This window comes from Pseudoalteromonas sp. MelDa3, assembly GCF_002863625.1.
Lineage (GTDB): Bacteria > Pseudomonadota > Gammaproteobacteria > Enterobacterales > Alteromonadaceae > Pseudoalteromonas > Pseudoalteromonas arctica.
Window position 1 is genome coordinate 1 of the sequence record NZ_PJBR01000064.1, and the last position, 17422, is coordinate 17422.

Below are 17422 nucleotides of genomic sequence, written 5' to 3' on the forward strand. Positions count from 1 at the left end.
AAGCGAATTGGTATAAAAAGTAGTTTGATACAAAAACGCCAATATGTGAATATTGGCGTTTTTTGTATATTAAGTTTTTAGCGTGCGACTATTCTATCTCGCCCTGCATCTTTAGCGGCATATAAGCCTAAATCGGCCTCTTCTAATAACGCTTGCTCAGCATATACTTTACCACTTTGAGTGGTGGCGATACCTATACTAATAGTGATGTGGTCTGCATTTAATGAGGCTTTATGTTCTATATTCAAAGCATTTACAGCATTGCGTAATTTATTAGCAAACTCCACAGCTTCATGCCTATTCATTCCAGGTAATACAGCTGCAAATTCTTCACCACCATAACGAGCTATAAAGTCACTACCACGTTCACATTGAGCTGCGAGTGCTTGTGCAACATCCTTTAAACATTCATCGCCAGCACGATGTCCGTAGCAATCGTTGTAACGCTTAAAGTGGTCTATATCCATAAGTAACACTGATAGCGGGGTTCCACTGCGTTTACTTCGGCGCCATTCACGAGCTAAGTTTTCGTCTAGGTAGCGTCTATTTGGGATTTCAGTTAAGCCGTCGATTGAGGCTAGCATCTCTAGCAGATCATTTTTTTGCTTTATAAGTAATTGGTTACGTACTCTAACGCGCACAATAGAAGGGCTAAATGGCTTAGTGATATAATCCATAGCACCGAGTTCTAGGCCCTTAGCTTCGTCGTCATGGCTACGATTAGCTGATATAAATATAACGGGGATCGATTGAGTTATCGGATTTTCTTTAAGTTGCACAAGCACTTCATAGCCGTCAATTCCTGGCATAATCACATCAAGGATAATTAAATCAACTTGCGCAGTTTTTACAAAGGTCAGTGCTTTTTCACCACTTTCAACTAAGAATACGTCGTGTTCTACTTTAAGTGTTTTTTCAAGTACTAATCTGTTGATTGGATCATCATCTACAATAAGTACTTTAGCTCTTTTCGACATCCCTAGCCCCTACCCCTTTTATAAAAACAATTACCTGTTCTAACTGCATAATAAGCTCTTTCAGTGTTATTTCAACAGGCTTGTTAGTTGTTTTAAGTGTTCTTTCACACAATAAAGCGCAGTGAGACAATCGTCTAAAACCTAAATTACCTGCTACACCTTTTATACTATGCACTAAGCGTACCAAATCATCCTTATTGGTTGTTTCTTCTATTTGCAATAGCTGGGTTTCGCATAAATTAGCAAATTTATCAATCATTGTATTGAGGAGCTTTTCATCCATACTAAACTGCGTTAATGCGAATGATTTTTCAAAAAAGCTTGGTTTAACTAAGTTTAAATCGGCAATTGCATCAATAAGTACCTTAGCAACAACCGGTTTAGTTAAATGCTTATTCATACCGCACTTTAAAGAACGTTCAATATCAGCGGGTTCACAATGAGCCGTTAAGGCAAAAATAGGCAGTTGCTTTGCGTCAAACTGTTGACGAATTAAAGCCGTAGCTTGGCAGCCATCTATTTGCGGCATTTGTACATCCATTAATATTAAGTCAGGCTTTAAAACTTGCAATAATTCCATGCCGATAGATGCGCTTAAAGCGGTAACAACACTTACGTTTGCTTGGCGTAATACACTGCTAATTATTTCTAAATTAAGTTGATTATCATCAATGGCTAATACAAGTAGACCCGATATATCAACTTTAGTTTCAGCAATATTATATATTACGGCATTGGTACTAGCTTTAGGCTGTTGCTGAGAGTTCAAGCTAAATAGCCTTTGTCCCAATGCCGATGCTTTAACGTGATGCGCAGCTAAATGCTCACTTGTTGGTAAATTAAGTGTGTGCTGATGATTAATAATAATTACCGATGTTTCTTTAGCTGATAACGAATCATTAATTGCTTCAACATTTAAAAGTGCAGGTAAATCGGCCGCATCGATTATTATTTGCTGAGTATTGGAGAGCTTAATTGGGTATTTGAGTACTTCATCTAAATTAATATTAGCAAGCTTTGCATAAGCATTTGTTACTTGCTTAAGCTCTTTGCTTTGATCCGATAAAATAGCCAATGTATTAGTCGGTAACATCGTATTTTTAGTGGTATCAACCAAAAAACTAACGCTGAAGTAAAACTCACAGCCATGACCTTTTTTACTCTTTAAAGCAATCTCCCCTCCCATTAATGACACCGCATGTTTAACAATCGCTAAACCTAACCCAACACCATGATGTATACGTGTTGAAGACTCATCACCTTGCGTAAAGGCGTCAAATAAACGCCTTTGATCGGCTTCATCTATACCCATACCCGTATCAATTACTTTAAAGCAAATATGCTGTTGCTCTAGGCTATCGCTTTCAATAAGTTCCATTTTTAAAGTGATAGAACCTGTTTTTGTAAACTTAACAGCATTTGTTAATAAATTACCTAATATTTGCTGTAAGCGAATGCTGTCGCATATCAAATCAGGCGCTATTAACGGGTCAATATCAATAACAAATTCAATACCTTTTCCTTCGCACAATGGGGCCGTTAAACTTTCACAAATATCCACCAGCTCAACCATACTAAAAGATGCTTGTTTTAAATCGGTTTGCGAACTTTCTATGCGTGCAAAATCAAGCATTCTATTGAGCATTAGCAACAAGCTTTGTGCTGCATGCTTAGCTTGATCCGTTTGTTGTAATTGCTTTTGCGTTAATCCTTGCTCAATAAGCATATCGAGCAGCCCTAAAACAGCATTAAGAGGAGTGCGTATTTCATGACTTAAATTGGCTATAAAGCGACTTTTAGCAAGGGTTGCTCGTTCGGCATCTAGTTTCGATTTAGTTAATGCACTCACATCCTGAATGTGAATAACATAATAAGCTGGGTCGCGGTTTTCATCCCAGACAAGCGATACACTCAATTGCAACCAACTTGTTAAGCGCCCTTGAGCAAGCGTTAAGTGGTATACGCGTTTTTTGTCATCTAGCAATTGCGCTAAAGTGCTTTTTATTTGCTGCCATTGAGTATCGTCAAACAATGCTTTTAACTGCTCACCAACCAGTACTGGCTGTTCAGAAAACTGCTTTCTTGCCGCTTTATTTACTTGTAATATTGTGTGCTCAAGCGAGAGTAAAACCACACAGTTAGCCGCAAATTCAATCGCACTTCTAAATTTAGATTCTGATGCTTTTAAGGCCAATAATGCTTGTTGCTGTTCGGTAATATCGCGACCAATACCCATAGTCCCCAACAGATGTTGGTGCTCGTTATAAAAAGGTGCAATAGTAAGTTGATACGTTTTTTTATCGGTTTCTATTCGCTGTTCGACACTGTTTCTATTTTGTAATACTTGTTTTTCAAGCGCATTTATTTGTTGATCGTTATCACCTAAATCATCTACATATTTACCGACTAATGCAGTTTGATCTTTACCGATGTACGCCTCAAATGCTTTATTGCATCCTAAGAATGATCCATCAATATTTTTAAAATAAATAAGATCTGGCACACTGTTTAGCATAGTGTTGAGCAAAGCCAAGTGGCGCTCTTTTGCTTCGTAACTGCGGCTTAGTTTTTCTGATTGCAACTGAACCTGGTCGTCCAGAGCTTTATTTGCACTTTGTAATGAATCAACTAACTGTTTGTTTTTAGTAAATACACGCTTCACTTTAGAAAACCAAGGCTGCCAGCTCAGCGGTACTTTATAATCGAGCTGCACTTCTTGCTGTGTACCGTTACTCTCTAGGTACGACATTAAGTGAGTCATTGGCTTAATAAAAATGCGCTGACTTAACCAAAAAAACACGCCAAACATAATACTTAAAAATAGCGTTAAAAATGCAAACTCTAATAGTATTTCATACTTAATTGGGCTGATTAGTTGGGGTTTGTGCTCGTAAAATGCTGCGTGAATAGGTAACTCATCCATTGGCTGCATAAAGTAATTACTATCACTAGTTAAGACTGTTTTTTTACTATGGTGCTGGGCCAAATCAGGCCAATAATTTTTTAATGCTGTTGCTTGCTCTATTAACTGTTTAGAGCTGGCGATAACTTGATGTGATTGGTTCATAAAAACGTATTCACCACTGTTCGGTGAAACCTTTTTTAACCACCCAGAAATTGCCTGAACATCATAAATCAAAATAATGTAATCGGCTGAGCCAGTGCTTCGTTGTCGGCCAATAGCAAAATACGATTTATCATTCACTTTAACAATGGGACTTGAAGTAAGTTTGTTTGGTGAAAATTTTGGCTTAAATTTTCCATTTAGAATTTCAGTAAGCATTAAACTTTGGCTTTTGTTTCGCCTGCTTACATAAGCAAAACCATTATTATCAACATATGCTACAGCAGACAACGACTGCATTAATGCAAGCGTTGTATTAAACGAAGGCCCTAATGTAATAGCCTGCTGCCACTGCATTAATGCCTTAGTAGATAACGCAAACTCCCCCTTACCTACAATTTCAGTGCCTTGCTCACTAAAGTGACGGTAATAGTAACCATCATATTGATTTATGCCCTCAAGTAAGCTTTGGTTTATTTTTGGATAGGTCGTTTGTTCGTATAAGCTAAACATGGTGGTGAGTAGATTACTCACCGACTCCATCCCGTGAGTAACCTGTGCTGAAACATTCGTAAAATCGGCTTCGCGTTTTTCAACCGCCCGCTCAAGCTTTATATTATATAAGTGCAAGCACAGTAAAAAAGCGACAATCAATGGCACTAAAAGCGCAATAAATAATGAACGATAATAATGCTTCAGAGGTAAAAAATTCAATGTACTGCCTGCCATTTGGCTCGAAAATCAATCGATAGACTATCGAGCCAATTTGTTAAGCGCAAGTTATAAATTTTCTTCTGCAAATGACGCTAAGCGACTACGTACAACACCGTTGAGGTTTATAGTTGCGCTGCCTTCAAAGTTTTTAAAGCGCTCTACTATGTACGTTAAGCCCGATGTTACTGGCGTTAAATAGTTACTATCTATTTGCGCCAAGTTACCCGTACAAATTAATTTAGTACCTTCGCCGCAGCGGGTAATAATCGTTTTAAGTTGAGATGCCGTTAAATTTTGGCTCTCATCTAAAATTACCACCGCATTTTGAATACTACGCCCACGCATAAAGTTAACCGATTTAAACTGAACATTAGCCTTCTCCATAATGTAGTTTCGGCTTGATATCGGATTTTCGTCGCCTTTGTGCAATACCTCCAGCGTATCGGTAATGGCTGCAAGCCACGGCGCCATTTTTTCCTCTTCAGTGCCTGGTAAAAAGCCAATGGACTCTGCTATTTCTGGGGTATTACGAGTTACTATTACTTTATCGTAAATACCTTTTTCGATGACCATCTCAAGGGCGCTGGCAAGTGCTAACAAGGTTTTACCACACCCTGCTGGTCCTGTTAAAATAACAAGTTCAATACTTGTATCTAGCAGCGCATCAAGCGCCATTCCCTGATAAATATTTTTGGGCTTAACGCCCCATGCTTGTTGATGCATTAAACGCTCAACACCAATATCTTTTAGCGTTATGTACTCGTCATCGTACGATTTAACACGCGCCGCAAACTGATCCCCTCCATCAAGTAAATATTCATTACAAAATACATCAGGTATTAAGTTTTTAGGTACATGATGAAACGTATCGCGTCCGTGTTGCTGCGTATTACATTCCCCTACATGGTCCCAAAAATCACCTTCAATTTTTTTATAACCACTAGTGAGTAAGCTGATATCGTCAATAAGTTGGTCGGTACGGTAATCCTCAACATATTTAAGCCCTGCGCCTTTGGCCTTTAAACGCATGTTTATGTCTTTTGTTACTAATATAACTTTTGAATCACTGTGCTGCTTTTGTAAATACACGGCGCAATTAATAATACGATGGTCGTTTTCGTTACCAGGCAAACCAGAAATGGAGTCGGCAAATAAATGGTCGTTTACAATAATGAGGGTACCTGCAGAGCTCGCTTTTGCCTTTTTGTTACTCGGCAGCGCCACGCCTTGTAGCATTTGTTCAGGCGTTGCATTTTTAAGTACTTCATCTAATCCACGAATAGCGACGCGCGCATCGCGGCTTACGTCGTGTTTTCTGTCTTTTATGTGGTCAAGCTCTTCAAGCACTGTCATCGGAATTACAACGTCATGTTCTTGAAAAGACAAATAAGCGAGGGGTTCGTGAAGTAGTACGTTGGTATCTAGCACATACATTTTACTTTCAAGGTTCGAAGCTTTTTCCATAGCACTTTCCTTACGTTTTATGATTTTTATGCTATACCAAAATAACTAAGTAAAACGGGCAAAACTTAAACCTGCAATACTTAATTGCCAAGGCATAATGTAAGTTTAGTCTATTTGTCATAAAAGTCCGTTTTATTACAAACTGTAATTAGTTTTGATTTACCTAAAAAAGAGTCATAAACAAGTTGTTTTAATAGTAATAATTAACACTTACAAAATTAATTAAAAGTGAGCCAAATAGCGCCTTGCAGTGGTGTTAGCTTACAGGTAACATAGCCGCCTTTTTCATCATAGACGAGACATACATGAATTTTTCCTTAGGTCAGCGTTGGATCAGTGATACAGAGTCAGATTTAGGATTAGGCACTGTTGTTGCCATTGAAGGCCGTCAGGTCAGCATATTATTTCCTGCCAGTGGTGAGAGCCGTGTTTATTCTTCGGCAGAAGCACCTGTTACCCGTGTGGCATTTAATCCTGGCGATGTGATCAAAAGCGTTGAAGAATGGGAATTAGAAGTAGAGTCTATTGAAGTACAAGGTGAGTTACTGTGTTATCACGGCACCCGTGTTGATAACGGCGAAACTGCCAAACTTAAAGAAACCTTTTTAGATCATTTTATTAAGTTTAATAAACCACAAGATCGTTTATTTGCGGGCCAAGTCGATCGTTTTGATCGCTATACACTTCGCTACCAAACGTGGTTACATAAATTTGAACGTGAACAATCGCCTATTAAAGGCTTAATTGGGCAACGTGCTAATCTTATTCCTCACCAGCTTTATATTGCCCAAGAAGTGGGTAAACGTTTTGCACCACGCGTACTTTTATCAGATGAAGTAGGCCTTGGTAAAACAATTGAAGCGGGCATGATTTTACACCAACAAATTATTAGTGGTCGTGCAAGTCGCGTATTAATAGTTGTACCAGAAAACCTACAACACCAATGGTTAGTAGAAATGCTACGCCGCTTTAACTTACACTTTTCTATTTTTGATGAAGAACGTTGCGACGAAGCGTTTGCAGATTCACCAAACGTGTTTGATACAGAGCAATTAGTACTTACCAGTCTTGAGTTTTTAACCAAGAAAAAACGCTGGTTTGAACAAGCAACGCTTGCTGATTGGGATTTACTAGTTATAGATGAAGCCCATCACCTAAGTATAAATAACGGCAAGCCAAGCTCAGAGTACCAACGTATGGCAGAGCTTAGCCAGGATATTCCGGGCCTTATTTTGCTTACCGCAACGCCTGATCAACTTGGTCACAGCAGCCACTTTGCACGTTTACAGTTACTCGATCCTGACCGTTTTTACGACTACGACGTGTTTAAAGAAGAAGAAGCAAATTATAAAGACGTTGCTGAAGCTGCAAATCAATTACTGCAAGAGCAAGGGCTAGACGACACAGCCAAAGCCACGCTAATTGAGCTATTAAAAGAAACCGATATTACTGATATTCTTGAAAAAGCACAGCAAGGTGATTTACCAGCACGTAAAGAAATACTTAACATGCTGCTCGATCGCCACGGCACAGGTCGTATATTATTTAGAAACAGCCGCAGCGGCATTGATGGCTACCCAAGTCGTAAATTACACGCCTACCCTATGGCACTGCCAAAACAGTATAAAACGGCTATGTCGGTTCTCGGTAATATGGGCGGCATTCAAAACCCTGAACTAAGTGCACACCGTGCTCTTTTTCCTGAAAAAATATTTCAAGAGTTTGAAGGCGAAAGCGCAAGCTGGGGTTTATTTGACCCACGTGTAGATTGGTTAATCGAAACACTTAAAACGCTTAAGCGCGAAAAAGTACTACTTATATGTGCTAAAGCTGAAACAGCTATCAGCCTTGAGCAAATACTGCGTGAACGCGAAGCAATTAAAGCGTCGGTATTCCACGAAGGTATGTCTATTATTGAGCGTGACCGCGCTGCTGCATTTTTTGCAGACGAGTACGATAATGCACAAATATTATTGTGTTCAGAAATTGGCTCAGAAGGTCGTAACTTCCAGTTCTCGCATCACTTAGTGTTGTTTGATTTACCATTGAACCCAGATTTACTAGAGCAGCGTATTGGTCGATTAGACCGTATAGGTCAAACGCAAGATGTGAACATTCATGTGCCATATTTTGAAAACACCGCTCAAGAAGTATTGCTACGTTGGTACAACGAAGGTCTAGATGCATTCGAATCTACCTCGTCAACAGGCCAAATGCTTTATAAAGAGTTCCGTGATGATCTACTTGAATATATTTCTGCGCATAACTGCGATGAAGACGAGCTCGATCCATTACTTGAGCAAGTAGCACAGCAAAATGCAGTACTGCGTAAAAAAATGGAAAGCGGACGAGATCGTTTACTAGAGCTACATTCATCGGGTCAAGGTGCTGCAGATTCACTTGTAGCTGAAATCGAAAAACTCGATAATCAGTTTGAATTACCAAGTTACATGATCAACGTGTTCGACACATTTGGCGTAAGCCAAGAAGATAAAGGCGAAAATACCATTATCTTAAAGCCGACTGAACATATGTTAAACCCATCATTCCCATCGCTTAAAGAAGACGGTATGACCGTTACCTTTGATCGCGACACGGCGCTTTCGCAAGAAGACGTGCACTTTGTTAGTTGGGATCACCCAATGGTGCAAGGCACCATGGATATGATTTGTGACGACGACTTTGGTAGCGCATCGGTTGCATTGCTTAAAAACAAAAAGTTACCGCCTGGTACCTTTTTTGTTGAGCTTATTTTTGTTGCAGAAGCAATGGCACCAAAAGTATTACAAGTTGGTCGCTTTTTACCGCCTACACCAATTCGTATATTGCTAGATAAAGCAGGTAATAATTTAGGTGAGAATGTGGCATTTGAAGGCTTTAATCAGCAGTTATCAGCCGTTGGCCGCCAAACAGCAAGTAAACTTGCAGGTGCATTGCAAAGTGCTGTTCACCCTATGATTACTACCGCTAAAGATATGGCACAAGAAAAACTTGAAGTTATTCGTGCAGCGTCGCTTGTTAAAATGCAAACGTCACTCAGTGAAGAGCAAGAGCGACTGGTAGCCCTTAAGCAAATTAACCCGAATATTCGCCAAGAAGAAATTACCTTCTACGATAAGCAACGCAACGACCTAACTACGTATATTGAAAAAACGCAGTTACAACTTGATGCAATTCGATTAATAGTAGTTTCACACTAGAGATTTTGGCTTTTAACCGCTAGCCTTTTAAGCTGACTCCAGAGTAAATTTGGAGTCAGCTATTAAAAGCTTAATTAACTAAATAGCTGTATCTTTTTAAACTTCATTTTAAAAACCACGTGCTCTTATTTAAATGTAAGCTAACCCTACCTCTTTAGCTTTATACTAAGTCCTTTGTTGTGCTATCTATTTTTCTCAACATAGCCATATCTAAAAACTCAAGCTGCGCTCTATACAGCTATTGTGTGAGATAGTTGATAGGTTTATTTTCCCTTGCATAAAGTTGTTTTTTTGTTAACCTACTCGCCTTCCATTTTAGTCTTTTTGAGGTGTTTATGGCGTTTCTATCTCGTTCGATATTGGCGTTGTCCATAGCGCTCTCAAGCAGCAGTGTCTTTGCTCAAGCCCAATGCGATGTTGAATTACGTCATGGTTTAATTATTACTGACGATGCGATTCGCATATTAGATAAAGGCCAGACTCGTGTACAAATTAATAACAATAACCAACTATTTATTCGCGGTTATTGGGTTGATTTAAGCGATGACGAAAGCAAAGTACTCGAACAGTTTAGTAATGGTATTCGCCACACAGTCCCCGAATTAGTAAATCTGGCTACAGATGGTGTTAACTTAGGTTTAAGCGCTATTGAACACGTAGTTGAAGGTATGTCAGACAAAGAACCTGAAGTACTTAAAACACAACTAAAGTATGTAGAGCGCGCGCTAATGGATAAGTTTAAGCGCGGCGATGACTTCTTTTTTATAGCCCCTCAATCACTTTCGCAAATAGATGATTTTTTTACTAAAGAGATCAGCCAGCAAATTCACTCTGCAGTGCATGGATCGTTAGGTGCTATTCTGGTATCACTCGGAGATGCGTTTAAATCGCGCGAAGGTAATATAGAAGATCGTATTAACGACATGGGCCAACGCATGGATATTATCTCAAGAGAAATTGATAAGTCGCTACAAAAAAAGGCGCATCAATTAGAGCTTAAAGCTTCTGAGTATTGCGAATGTTTAAACGCACTCGATGTAACCGAATCTCGCTTACAAGCAATAGTACCTGGTATGGCCGATTACGATTTAGTGCAAATAAAGTCTTAGTGTACGTATTCGTTTTTAGAATAAAATAACACCGAGTATAAATATACTCGGTGTTTTGCTTTATGATTGATTAAAAATAAGCGCTTCTACTTTTTATTCTAAATTGGTGAGCCCGGTGGGATTGGCAGCACTTTAAAGTTGTTTGGCCATTGCCCTTTAATTAAAAACTGATTTACTTGCTCAGCTAAATATTGCTTAAACGCACTCTCGCCAGTACTTGTATGGCTCATCATTGAGTTTTGGTTAAAGTCTTCACTCAACTTAACTAAGTAGTAACGTAACTGCGCTTGCACTTCAGGGCTTGCACTATCGCTTGCTACTAAATCAGCCATGGTTTTTGCAGTTAAAAATTGCACGCGCTGAGTGATTTTACCTGTCATTGTATTAGGTGATGACACGTTAAACACTTGGCTATATAGCTCCTCAAGTAACTCATCTAAACTATAAAAGTCATTACTACGCGCTTGTTGCTGCGCTAAGCGATTTAAACGCTGTGCATTTAATAAAAGCGACAAGCTGTGCTGCACTGCAACCTCGGGTAATGCCATTGCATCGAGCGTTAACCCTGTGCGTCCAACTATGCTCTCGCGCGATTTAGACTCGCCATATGCTTTTGGCGGAATTAGCGATAACACAGATTCAGGAAGTAATAAGTTACTTGGCTTAAGCGTTGCAAAAATAGCGTTTACTGCTTCTTGCTGTGTTTTTTTATTAACGACTTGTGCGCCTTTTACGGGTGAGTCACCGCGTGTTTCGTATTCGTAATCAACACCGGCTATAAGTTTCACTGCAGCCTCAACCTGAAAACGGTGAAACAGATAAAGCGGAACTAGTTTTTCCTCTAATTGCGATAATGAGTCGCCCGTTTTAATATTATTAATACCAAACTGCGAAAGTGCTTTTTTACGTACGTCGAGTACTCTTAAAAGTTCCTGCGAAGGATTAGTGCCGTTATCCCATAAATGAGCTGTTGGATGCGCGCCACCTTTAGCACGAGCATCACTATCTGATATAAACTCAAGGCCTTTGGCTTTGTTCTCTTTTAAAATAGCAGCAAGTTCTGCGCTTTCATCTTGGTTAGTAAAATCGCTATAGCCATATTTAATTACCTGGGTATCCCACACGCCCATGCCTGTTGCATAGCCGCGCGTTACATCAAGCTTACCTTGTTCATTAAAACTAAGTAGCGGATGTGGGTAATCCATTACTGAGGCTCTATCCCCTACCGATGCTGCAAAGTTATGAGAAATACCTAACGTGTGGCCAATTTCATGTGCGCTTAATTGGCGAATACGATCAAGCGCCATTGCTTGCAAGTTTTTAGCAACTTCATTGCCTTTTAAATAAGGAGCAGCGAGTGCTTCGGCTATTAAAATATCTTGGCGAACACGCAATGAGCCAAGTGTTACGTGCCCTTTAAGTATTTCACCTGTACGTGGGTCGATTACCGAACTACCGTATGACCAACCACGCGTTGCACGGTGTACCCATTGAATGACGTTGTAACGAATATCCATAGGGTCGGCGCTACTTGGCAGCACTTTTACTATAAATGCATTTTTATATCCTGCCGCCGTAAATGCGTCGTTCCACCACTTTCCACCTTCAAGCAAAGCGCTTTTAACGGGCTCTGGAACGCCAGGATCAAGGTAATAAACAATTGGTTTAACAGGCTCACTAATAGGTAAACTTGAATCCTTTTTAGTTAAACGATGGCGCGGTATATAACGCACGTACAGTGACTCACCAAGCGGCGCTGCGTAATCTTTATGTTCTATACTCCAAAAACCTGATTGCGGATTAAACTTGCGCGGCGTGTAGTTATCATCTGGTAATTGAATAAGTGAATGATGCATATGAACAGTAAGCGCATAAGGGTCAGCACTTACTTGGCGAACAAATTCACCTGGTTTTGTGCCTTTAAATGTAAGTACAGCTTCAAGCTCGGTGTTTTTTACAAATGCTTTTGAGCGATTCATATAAACGGCACTACGTGATTCATCAAGGCTAAAGTTGCCTTGCTTTCGTGCAGCAAGCGTCCGGCTTACGCCGTGTACATCACTTAATAAGTAAGGCGTGTAATCAATAAGTGCTGTGACTTTATCTTCTGCGACTACTTTAAAACCAGCAAGTATACTTGATGCAAACGCTTCTTTAATACTTTGCTGTTCGGCCTTGTTACTTGTGTTGGCACGATAGTAAGTATTTACAGCGCGTAACATTACTTTGTCGCCAAAACGCTCAAACTGCACAAGGTGAGTATTACCAAGCTGACCTCTATCAAGACCTATGTCGTTAGAGCCAATACCGTAAGGCAAGCTTTGCTGCAGTAAAAATTGCTGTTCAAACTTATCAACTTTTAAATATACTTTCCCGTTTTGGGTATCGTAAAAAAACGAATAATAGCCCGGAAAATGATTCATTTGCGTAGTAAATTCATCAATTGACTTAATTGCTGCGTGCGCTTGAGTTATGATAGAGCACAGCACAGTAAAGAATATGTAACTTAGTAGTGGTATTTTTTTCATAATCTTATCTTTGTTATTTGTGTTTTAAGTACGATTAGGTGGTCCCATTATAGGGTGCTATTTAAACAATACAGTTATTTAAGACGAATTTCAGCGCTCTAAGCTAATCTCTCTCACATTATGATTGGTTTTAACACGTTATCAGGAAAATAGAATGCGTAGACTCCCCCCAGTATTACTTGAAGATGGTTGTTCAAGAGAACTTTTATCATTAATTCGAACAATTTTAGCGGCATGTAAAGAGATTTCATTTCGCGTTGGTCAAGGCGCGCTTTCTGGCGTATTAGGCTCAACCCTTGATGAAAACATTCAAGGTGAAACTCAAAAAAAGCTCGATGTATTATCTAATCAGCTGTTAAAAGATATTTTACTGGAATCAGGTACGGTTAAAGCAATCGCCTCTGAAGAAGAAGACTACACAGTAGCAGGTAACCCAGACGCTAAATTTATAGTGGCATTTGATCCATTAGATGGCTCGTCAAATACCGATATTAACTCACTTGTGGGTACTATATTTTCTATTATGGAAGCGCCTGAAGGCTCTGACGCTGCTGATCAAAGCATATTTATGCAGCCCGGCCATAAGCAAGTTGCTGCAGGTTACGTACTTTACGGCCCGTCAACAATGCTTGCGCTGACTACAGGTAAAGGCACGCGCATGTTTACCCTTGATAAAACACAAGGCAGCTTTTTACTTACACAAGATTTTGCCGAAATCCCTGCTGATACAAACGAATTTGCCATTAATACGTCTAACCAACGCCATTGGCAGCCAGCTATGCAAAACTATATCAATGATTTGCTAGCAGGCGATACAGGCCCGCGCGCTAAAAACTTTAATATGCGCTGGATTGCAGCAATGGTGGGCGATGTGCATCGTGTACTTAGCCGTGGTGGTTTATTTACTTACCCTAGTGACACTAAAGATCCTAAAAAGCCAAATAAATTACGCCTACTTTACGAAGCAAATCCAATGGCTATGTTAGTAGAGCAAGCTGGCGGTATCGCATCAACCGGTACCGAGCGTATTATGGATATTCAGCCTGATGCAATCCACCAGCGTGTAGCCGTTATTTTAGGTTCTAAAAACGAAGTCGAAACGTGCTTGGGATATCATAAATAATCGCTTAAAACGATTGTCTTCAATTTAAAAAACCGCATTCAATTGAAATGCGGTTTTTTTGTAGGTGAGGTTTTACACCTCGCTTTTTAACCACCAAAGCCACGTTACATGAGCGCGAAATAAATTCGCACCTACAGGGATACATATATTGTAGGTGAAGTTTTACACCTCACTTTTTAAACACCAAGCCACGTTACATGAGCGCGAAGTAAATTCGCACCTACAGGGTTGCACATATTGTAGGTGAGGTTTTACACCTCGCTTTTTAAACTTTTACTAACGCAACTATTTGAGCAAGCTTTTGATGATTAAGCTCTCCCATTTGCTCACTATTACTTAGCGCATAAATAAAACCTTCATGCTCTGCACAATCAATGTCATCTCGCGATTCAATTACGTTTGCCCAAAGCTCTAAATCATCCAAGTCTATTTCGTTACTTAAACAGCGCTTAAGTACATCAATTAAAACCTCGGTTGAGAGAGTATAATGAGTTTTATTGCTATCAGCAGGGCTTGAAACGATAACCGATATAGCTTCATCCCTTTGCTCACCAAATGTAATAAATTCAGCTAATGCTTTTTGTGTATTCATAATATTTGTTATTCTTGGCTCACTGTTACTAAAAAGAATTATAATGACTCAACTTAACTGCACTCAATGCCACAGTACTCTAACGTGTAATGTAGACGATATATCAGCGTGTTGGTGCAATGAGCTGCCGGCTATTTTACCGCTTGATATCACAGCAACAAGTTGTTTATGCCGCAAGTGCACGCTTAATAAAATAAATACTTTTTTAGAGGGTGTTTATACACAACCTATTAAAACCCAAATAGACTTTGCAAAACAATTTAGAGGTAACGAAAATTTAATTGAAGGGCTCGACTACACCATACAAAGTGGTTACATGATATTTAGTAAGTGGTTTTTTTTAAAGCGTGGTTCGTGCTGCAAAAATGGTTGTAAAAATTGCCCTTATGGTTTTAGAAAATAAAAACCATTTAATACAAATACGAGCAAACATTGGTTTTTACCTTCTCATTTACTTCTCTTTCACTTCTCCTTGTGAATAATATTTTTAAGTACTGTTATTCACAAAGAGGTTTAGAGGCGCTGCGCTTTTAACGTGAGCAAGCTTTACATATCCAACACGTCTACTTTTCTCCCGTGGCGATGGGCAATGAATCACTTGCGCCCCACTCACTCCACGAGCCATCAAAAACACTTAAATTACTGTAACCACACTCGGTAGCAAATAACGCTAAAACACAGGCTGTAATACCTGAGCCACAGCTAAATTGTAGCTGCTGCGCATCATCAACCACGTCATTAAATATCGCTTTAATTTCAGTAAGTGGTTTTGCTTCACCTTTATTAAGTAAATTCATAAAAGGCAACGAGCGACTATTTGGGATATGCCCACTACGCATACCTTTTCGGGGTTCACTTTCTTCGCCTGTAAAACGTTTATAAGCACGTGCATCTAGCAACACAGTGTTAGGCTCATCGATTGCGTCAACCACTTGTTGGTTATTAATAAAATACTCAGGATTATAGTTTGCCGTAAAATCACCTTTACCTAATACTTCACTATAACCTTGTTGTATGGCGTAACCGCACTCTAACCACTTTTTAAGGCCACCACTGAGTACTTTAACATTGTGATGCCCCATAGCTTTAAACATCCACCACGCTCTTGCTGCGCTAAATAAACCGCCATCTTCGTATACAACTATAAACGAGTCGTTATTTACACCTGCATTTTGCATCACGTGGGCAAACTGCTGCTCACTGCATACCGTACTTGGTAAGGGATTTGATCTATCGGCCAATTCGTTTTTTATGTCAAAACGTTTAGCGTTAGGCAGCATTGCTTGCGGCGAATAAGTACCCAAAACCCCTGGGCGCAGCATACCTGCATCAAATACCACTAATGCAGGATTATTAAGTTGCTCGTGTAATTGCTGACAGCTAATTAGGTTTTTCACTACAGCTCCTTATTACCATGATACTTAGCAAACTCGTCATTACCCGTAAAACGCGCTTCAATCGCTTTAATATGCTTATCTTCAGTGTGTTTCCATACGCCAGGAATACAATATACGTGTTCAATAAAGCTAAAAAATTTATCCTTTAATAATGCATTTGGTTGCCAGCCCTGCACTACTTCGTTCATATTTGCTGCTAGCTGCTCAGCAGTGCTTGCATGCTTTACCAAACCCTCAATGTTGTAACAGGCTTGGCCAAGAGTTAAAACACGTTTATTTAGCAGCAATGCTTCTAAGCCGACCGTTGAATTAATCGTTAATACGGCTTCAGCGCACTTAATCAAATCACTTGTTTGATTTCCATTAGCAAAAATTGCAATCGGATCTTTTTCATAAAGATGAGCGTAATGTTTATGCCACGACGGATGCTCTTTAAAAACCACTTTTAAACTTGGATCGTTTAAGCTTTTGACCGCTTTAATCACCTCGTCGTAAAACATGTCCATAGAGTTTATCCACGGAGAAAAGCTAGCTAATTGAGTATCATGAGGTACTTGAAAAGGCGCAAATATATAGCGTTCTGGCACATCGGCGCATTCAAATTCACAGCGCTTTTTATGATCAGCTCTTGGAATTAAATCCGGCGCACAAAAATTTAGCTTATTTTGTGGGTCAAAATTTAGGTAAAAAGAAGGGTCACGGCTTAACGACGCATTATAGTTAATACCATTAGGGTCTAAACTGCTTGTACCGGGTAGTAAACCATTTTCATAATAAAACTGCTTAACACCTAATGCTTTTGCAGCCATAGCAACGGTCGTATTTGGAAGTTTATTGCCGTTCCAAATAACAATGCAGTCAGGATTAGTCTCGGTTAATAAGGCTAAATACTTAGCGTATCGTAATCGTTCAAATAAAACTAACCCAGCACTGTAAACAGCAGTAATAATAGGACTATTCCAGATAGCATTACGTGCTCTTTTGCGTTTTAGCTGAGAGTTAACTACATCAGTAAAATTAACTTGAAACGCATCTTTTAAATACTTAACAGCAGAAAGCTCAGGGGCTCCCATGATATGTAATTGGCAATCCATCGACAATTTTTTGATTATTTTTCTATAGTATTTTGCGTGTACATTTTTGCGAGAGATAAATAGGTAAGCCATACAAGCTATATTTGCCAATTATTGTTTTTATGAAATAATTCTAAGTGGACAATGACATCAAAGCAAGGTTCCCTTTACTTAATAATTA

The 17422-nt window shown here is 39.4% G+C and carries 11 protein-coding genes; 4 read left to right on the top strand and 7 right to left on the bottom strand.

All coding sequences use genetic code 11. The annotated features are described in order from the left end of the window. Nucleotides 1-77: 77 nt before the first annotated feature. The 3 genes from CXF89_RS12505 to CXF89_RS12515 are packed head-to-tail and all read right to left on the bottom strand — an operon-like array spanning nt 78 to nt 6219. Entirely contained in the window at nt 78-977 is a 900-nt protein-coding gene (locus CXF89_RS12505; protein WP_024590665.1) for a diguanylate cyclase, read from the bottom strand. After that, the gene (locus CXF89_RS12510) at nt 961-4770 is read right to left on the bottom strand and encodes a PAS domain-containing hybrid sensor histidine kinase/response regulator (protein WP_121954781.1); all 3810 of its coding nucleotides are present in this window, start codon (nt 4768-4770) and stop codon (nt 961-963) included. The genes CXF89_RS12505 and CXF89_RS12510 overlap by 17 nt, the downstream gene beginning before the upstream one ends. A gap of 51 nt (nt 4771-4821) precedes the next feature. Next, nucleotides 4822-6219: a PhoH family protein gene (locus CXF89_RS12515; protein WP_007581979.1), complete on the bottom strand. Its 1398-nt coding sequence runs from the start codon at nt 6217-6219 to the stop codon at nt 4822-4824. 305 nt (nt 6220-6524) lie between these two features. On the opposite strand from CXF89_RS12515, the gene rapA reads away from it, so the two are divergent. Both rapA and CXF89_RS12525 read left to right on the top strand, forming a co-directional pair. Further along, entirely contained in the window at nt 6525-9419 is a 2895-nt protein-coding gene (gene rapA / locus CXF89_RS12520; RefSeq protein WP_121954782.1) for an RNA polymerase-associated protein RapA, read from the top strand. Between the two features lie 335 nt (nt 9420-9754). Next, a complete protein-coding gene (locus CXF89_RS12525; RefSeq protein WP_007581974.1) occupies nt 9755-10528 on the top strand; it encodes a YggN family protein in 774 nt (257 codons plus the stop codon). A gap of 98 nt (nt 10529-10626) precedes the next feature. On the opposite strand, the gene CXF89_RS12530 is transcribed toward CXF89_RS12525, so the two are convergent. Beyond that, on the bottom strand, nt 10627-13056 hold the full coding sequence (locus CXF89_RS12530) for a zinc-dependent metalloprotease (RefSeq protein WP_121954783.1): 2430 nt from the start codon (nt 13054-13056) through the stop codon (nt 10627-10629). A gap of 154 nt (nt 13057-13210) precedes the next feature. On the opposite strand from CXF89_RS12530, the gene CXF89_RS12535 reads away from it, so the two are divergent. Beyond that, on the top strand, nt 13211-14179 hold the full coding sequence (locus CXF89_RS12535) for a class 1 fructose-bisphosphatase (RefSeq protein WP_121954784.1): 969 nt from the start codon (nt 13211-13213) through the stop codon (nt 14177-14179). A gap of 265 nt (nt 14180-14444) precedes the next feature. Here CXF89_RS12535 and CXF89_RS12540 read toward each other — a convergent pair whose 3' ends face one another. Next, nucleotides 14445-14771: a hypothetical protein gene (locus CXF89_RS12540; RefSeq protein WP_039488300.1), complete on the bottom strand. Its 327-nt coding sequence runs from the start codon at nt 14769-14771 to the stop codon at nt 14445-14447. Between the two features lie 43 nt (nt 14772-14814). On the opposite strand from CXF89_RS12540, the gene CXF89_RS12545 reads away from it, so the two are divergent. Next, entirely contained in the window at nt 14815-15174 is a 360-nt protein-coding gene (locus CXF89_RS12545; protein WP_121954785.1) for a DUF5522 domain-containing protein, read from the top strand. A gap of 160 nt (nt 15175-15334) precedes the next feature. Here the strand turns inward: CXF89_RS12545 and CXF89_RS12550 are convergent, their stop codons facing one another. Beyond that, nucleotides 15335-16168: a sulfurtransferase gene (locus CXF89_RS12550; RefSeq protein ID WP_121954786.1), complete on the bottom strand. Its 834-nt coding sequence runs from the start codon at nt 16166-16168 to the stop codon at nt 15335-15337. Further along, nucleotides 16168-17262: a capsular polysaccharide export protein, LipB/KpsS family gene (locus tag CXF89_RS12555; RefSeq protein ID WP_257983211.1), complete on the bottom strand. Its 1095-nt coding sequence runs from the start codon at nt 17260-17262 to the stop codon at nt 16168-16170. Before CXF89_RS12555 ends, CXF89_RS12550 begins: the two co-directional genes overlap by 1 nt. Nucleotides 17263-17422 lie beyond the last annotated feature (160 nt).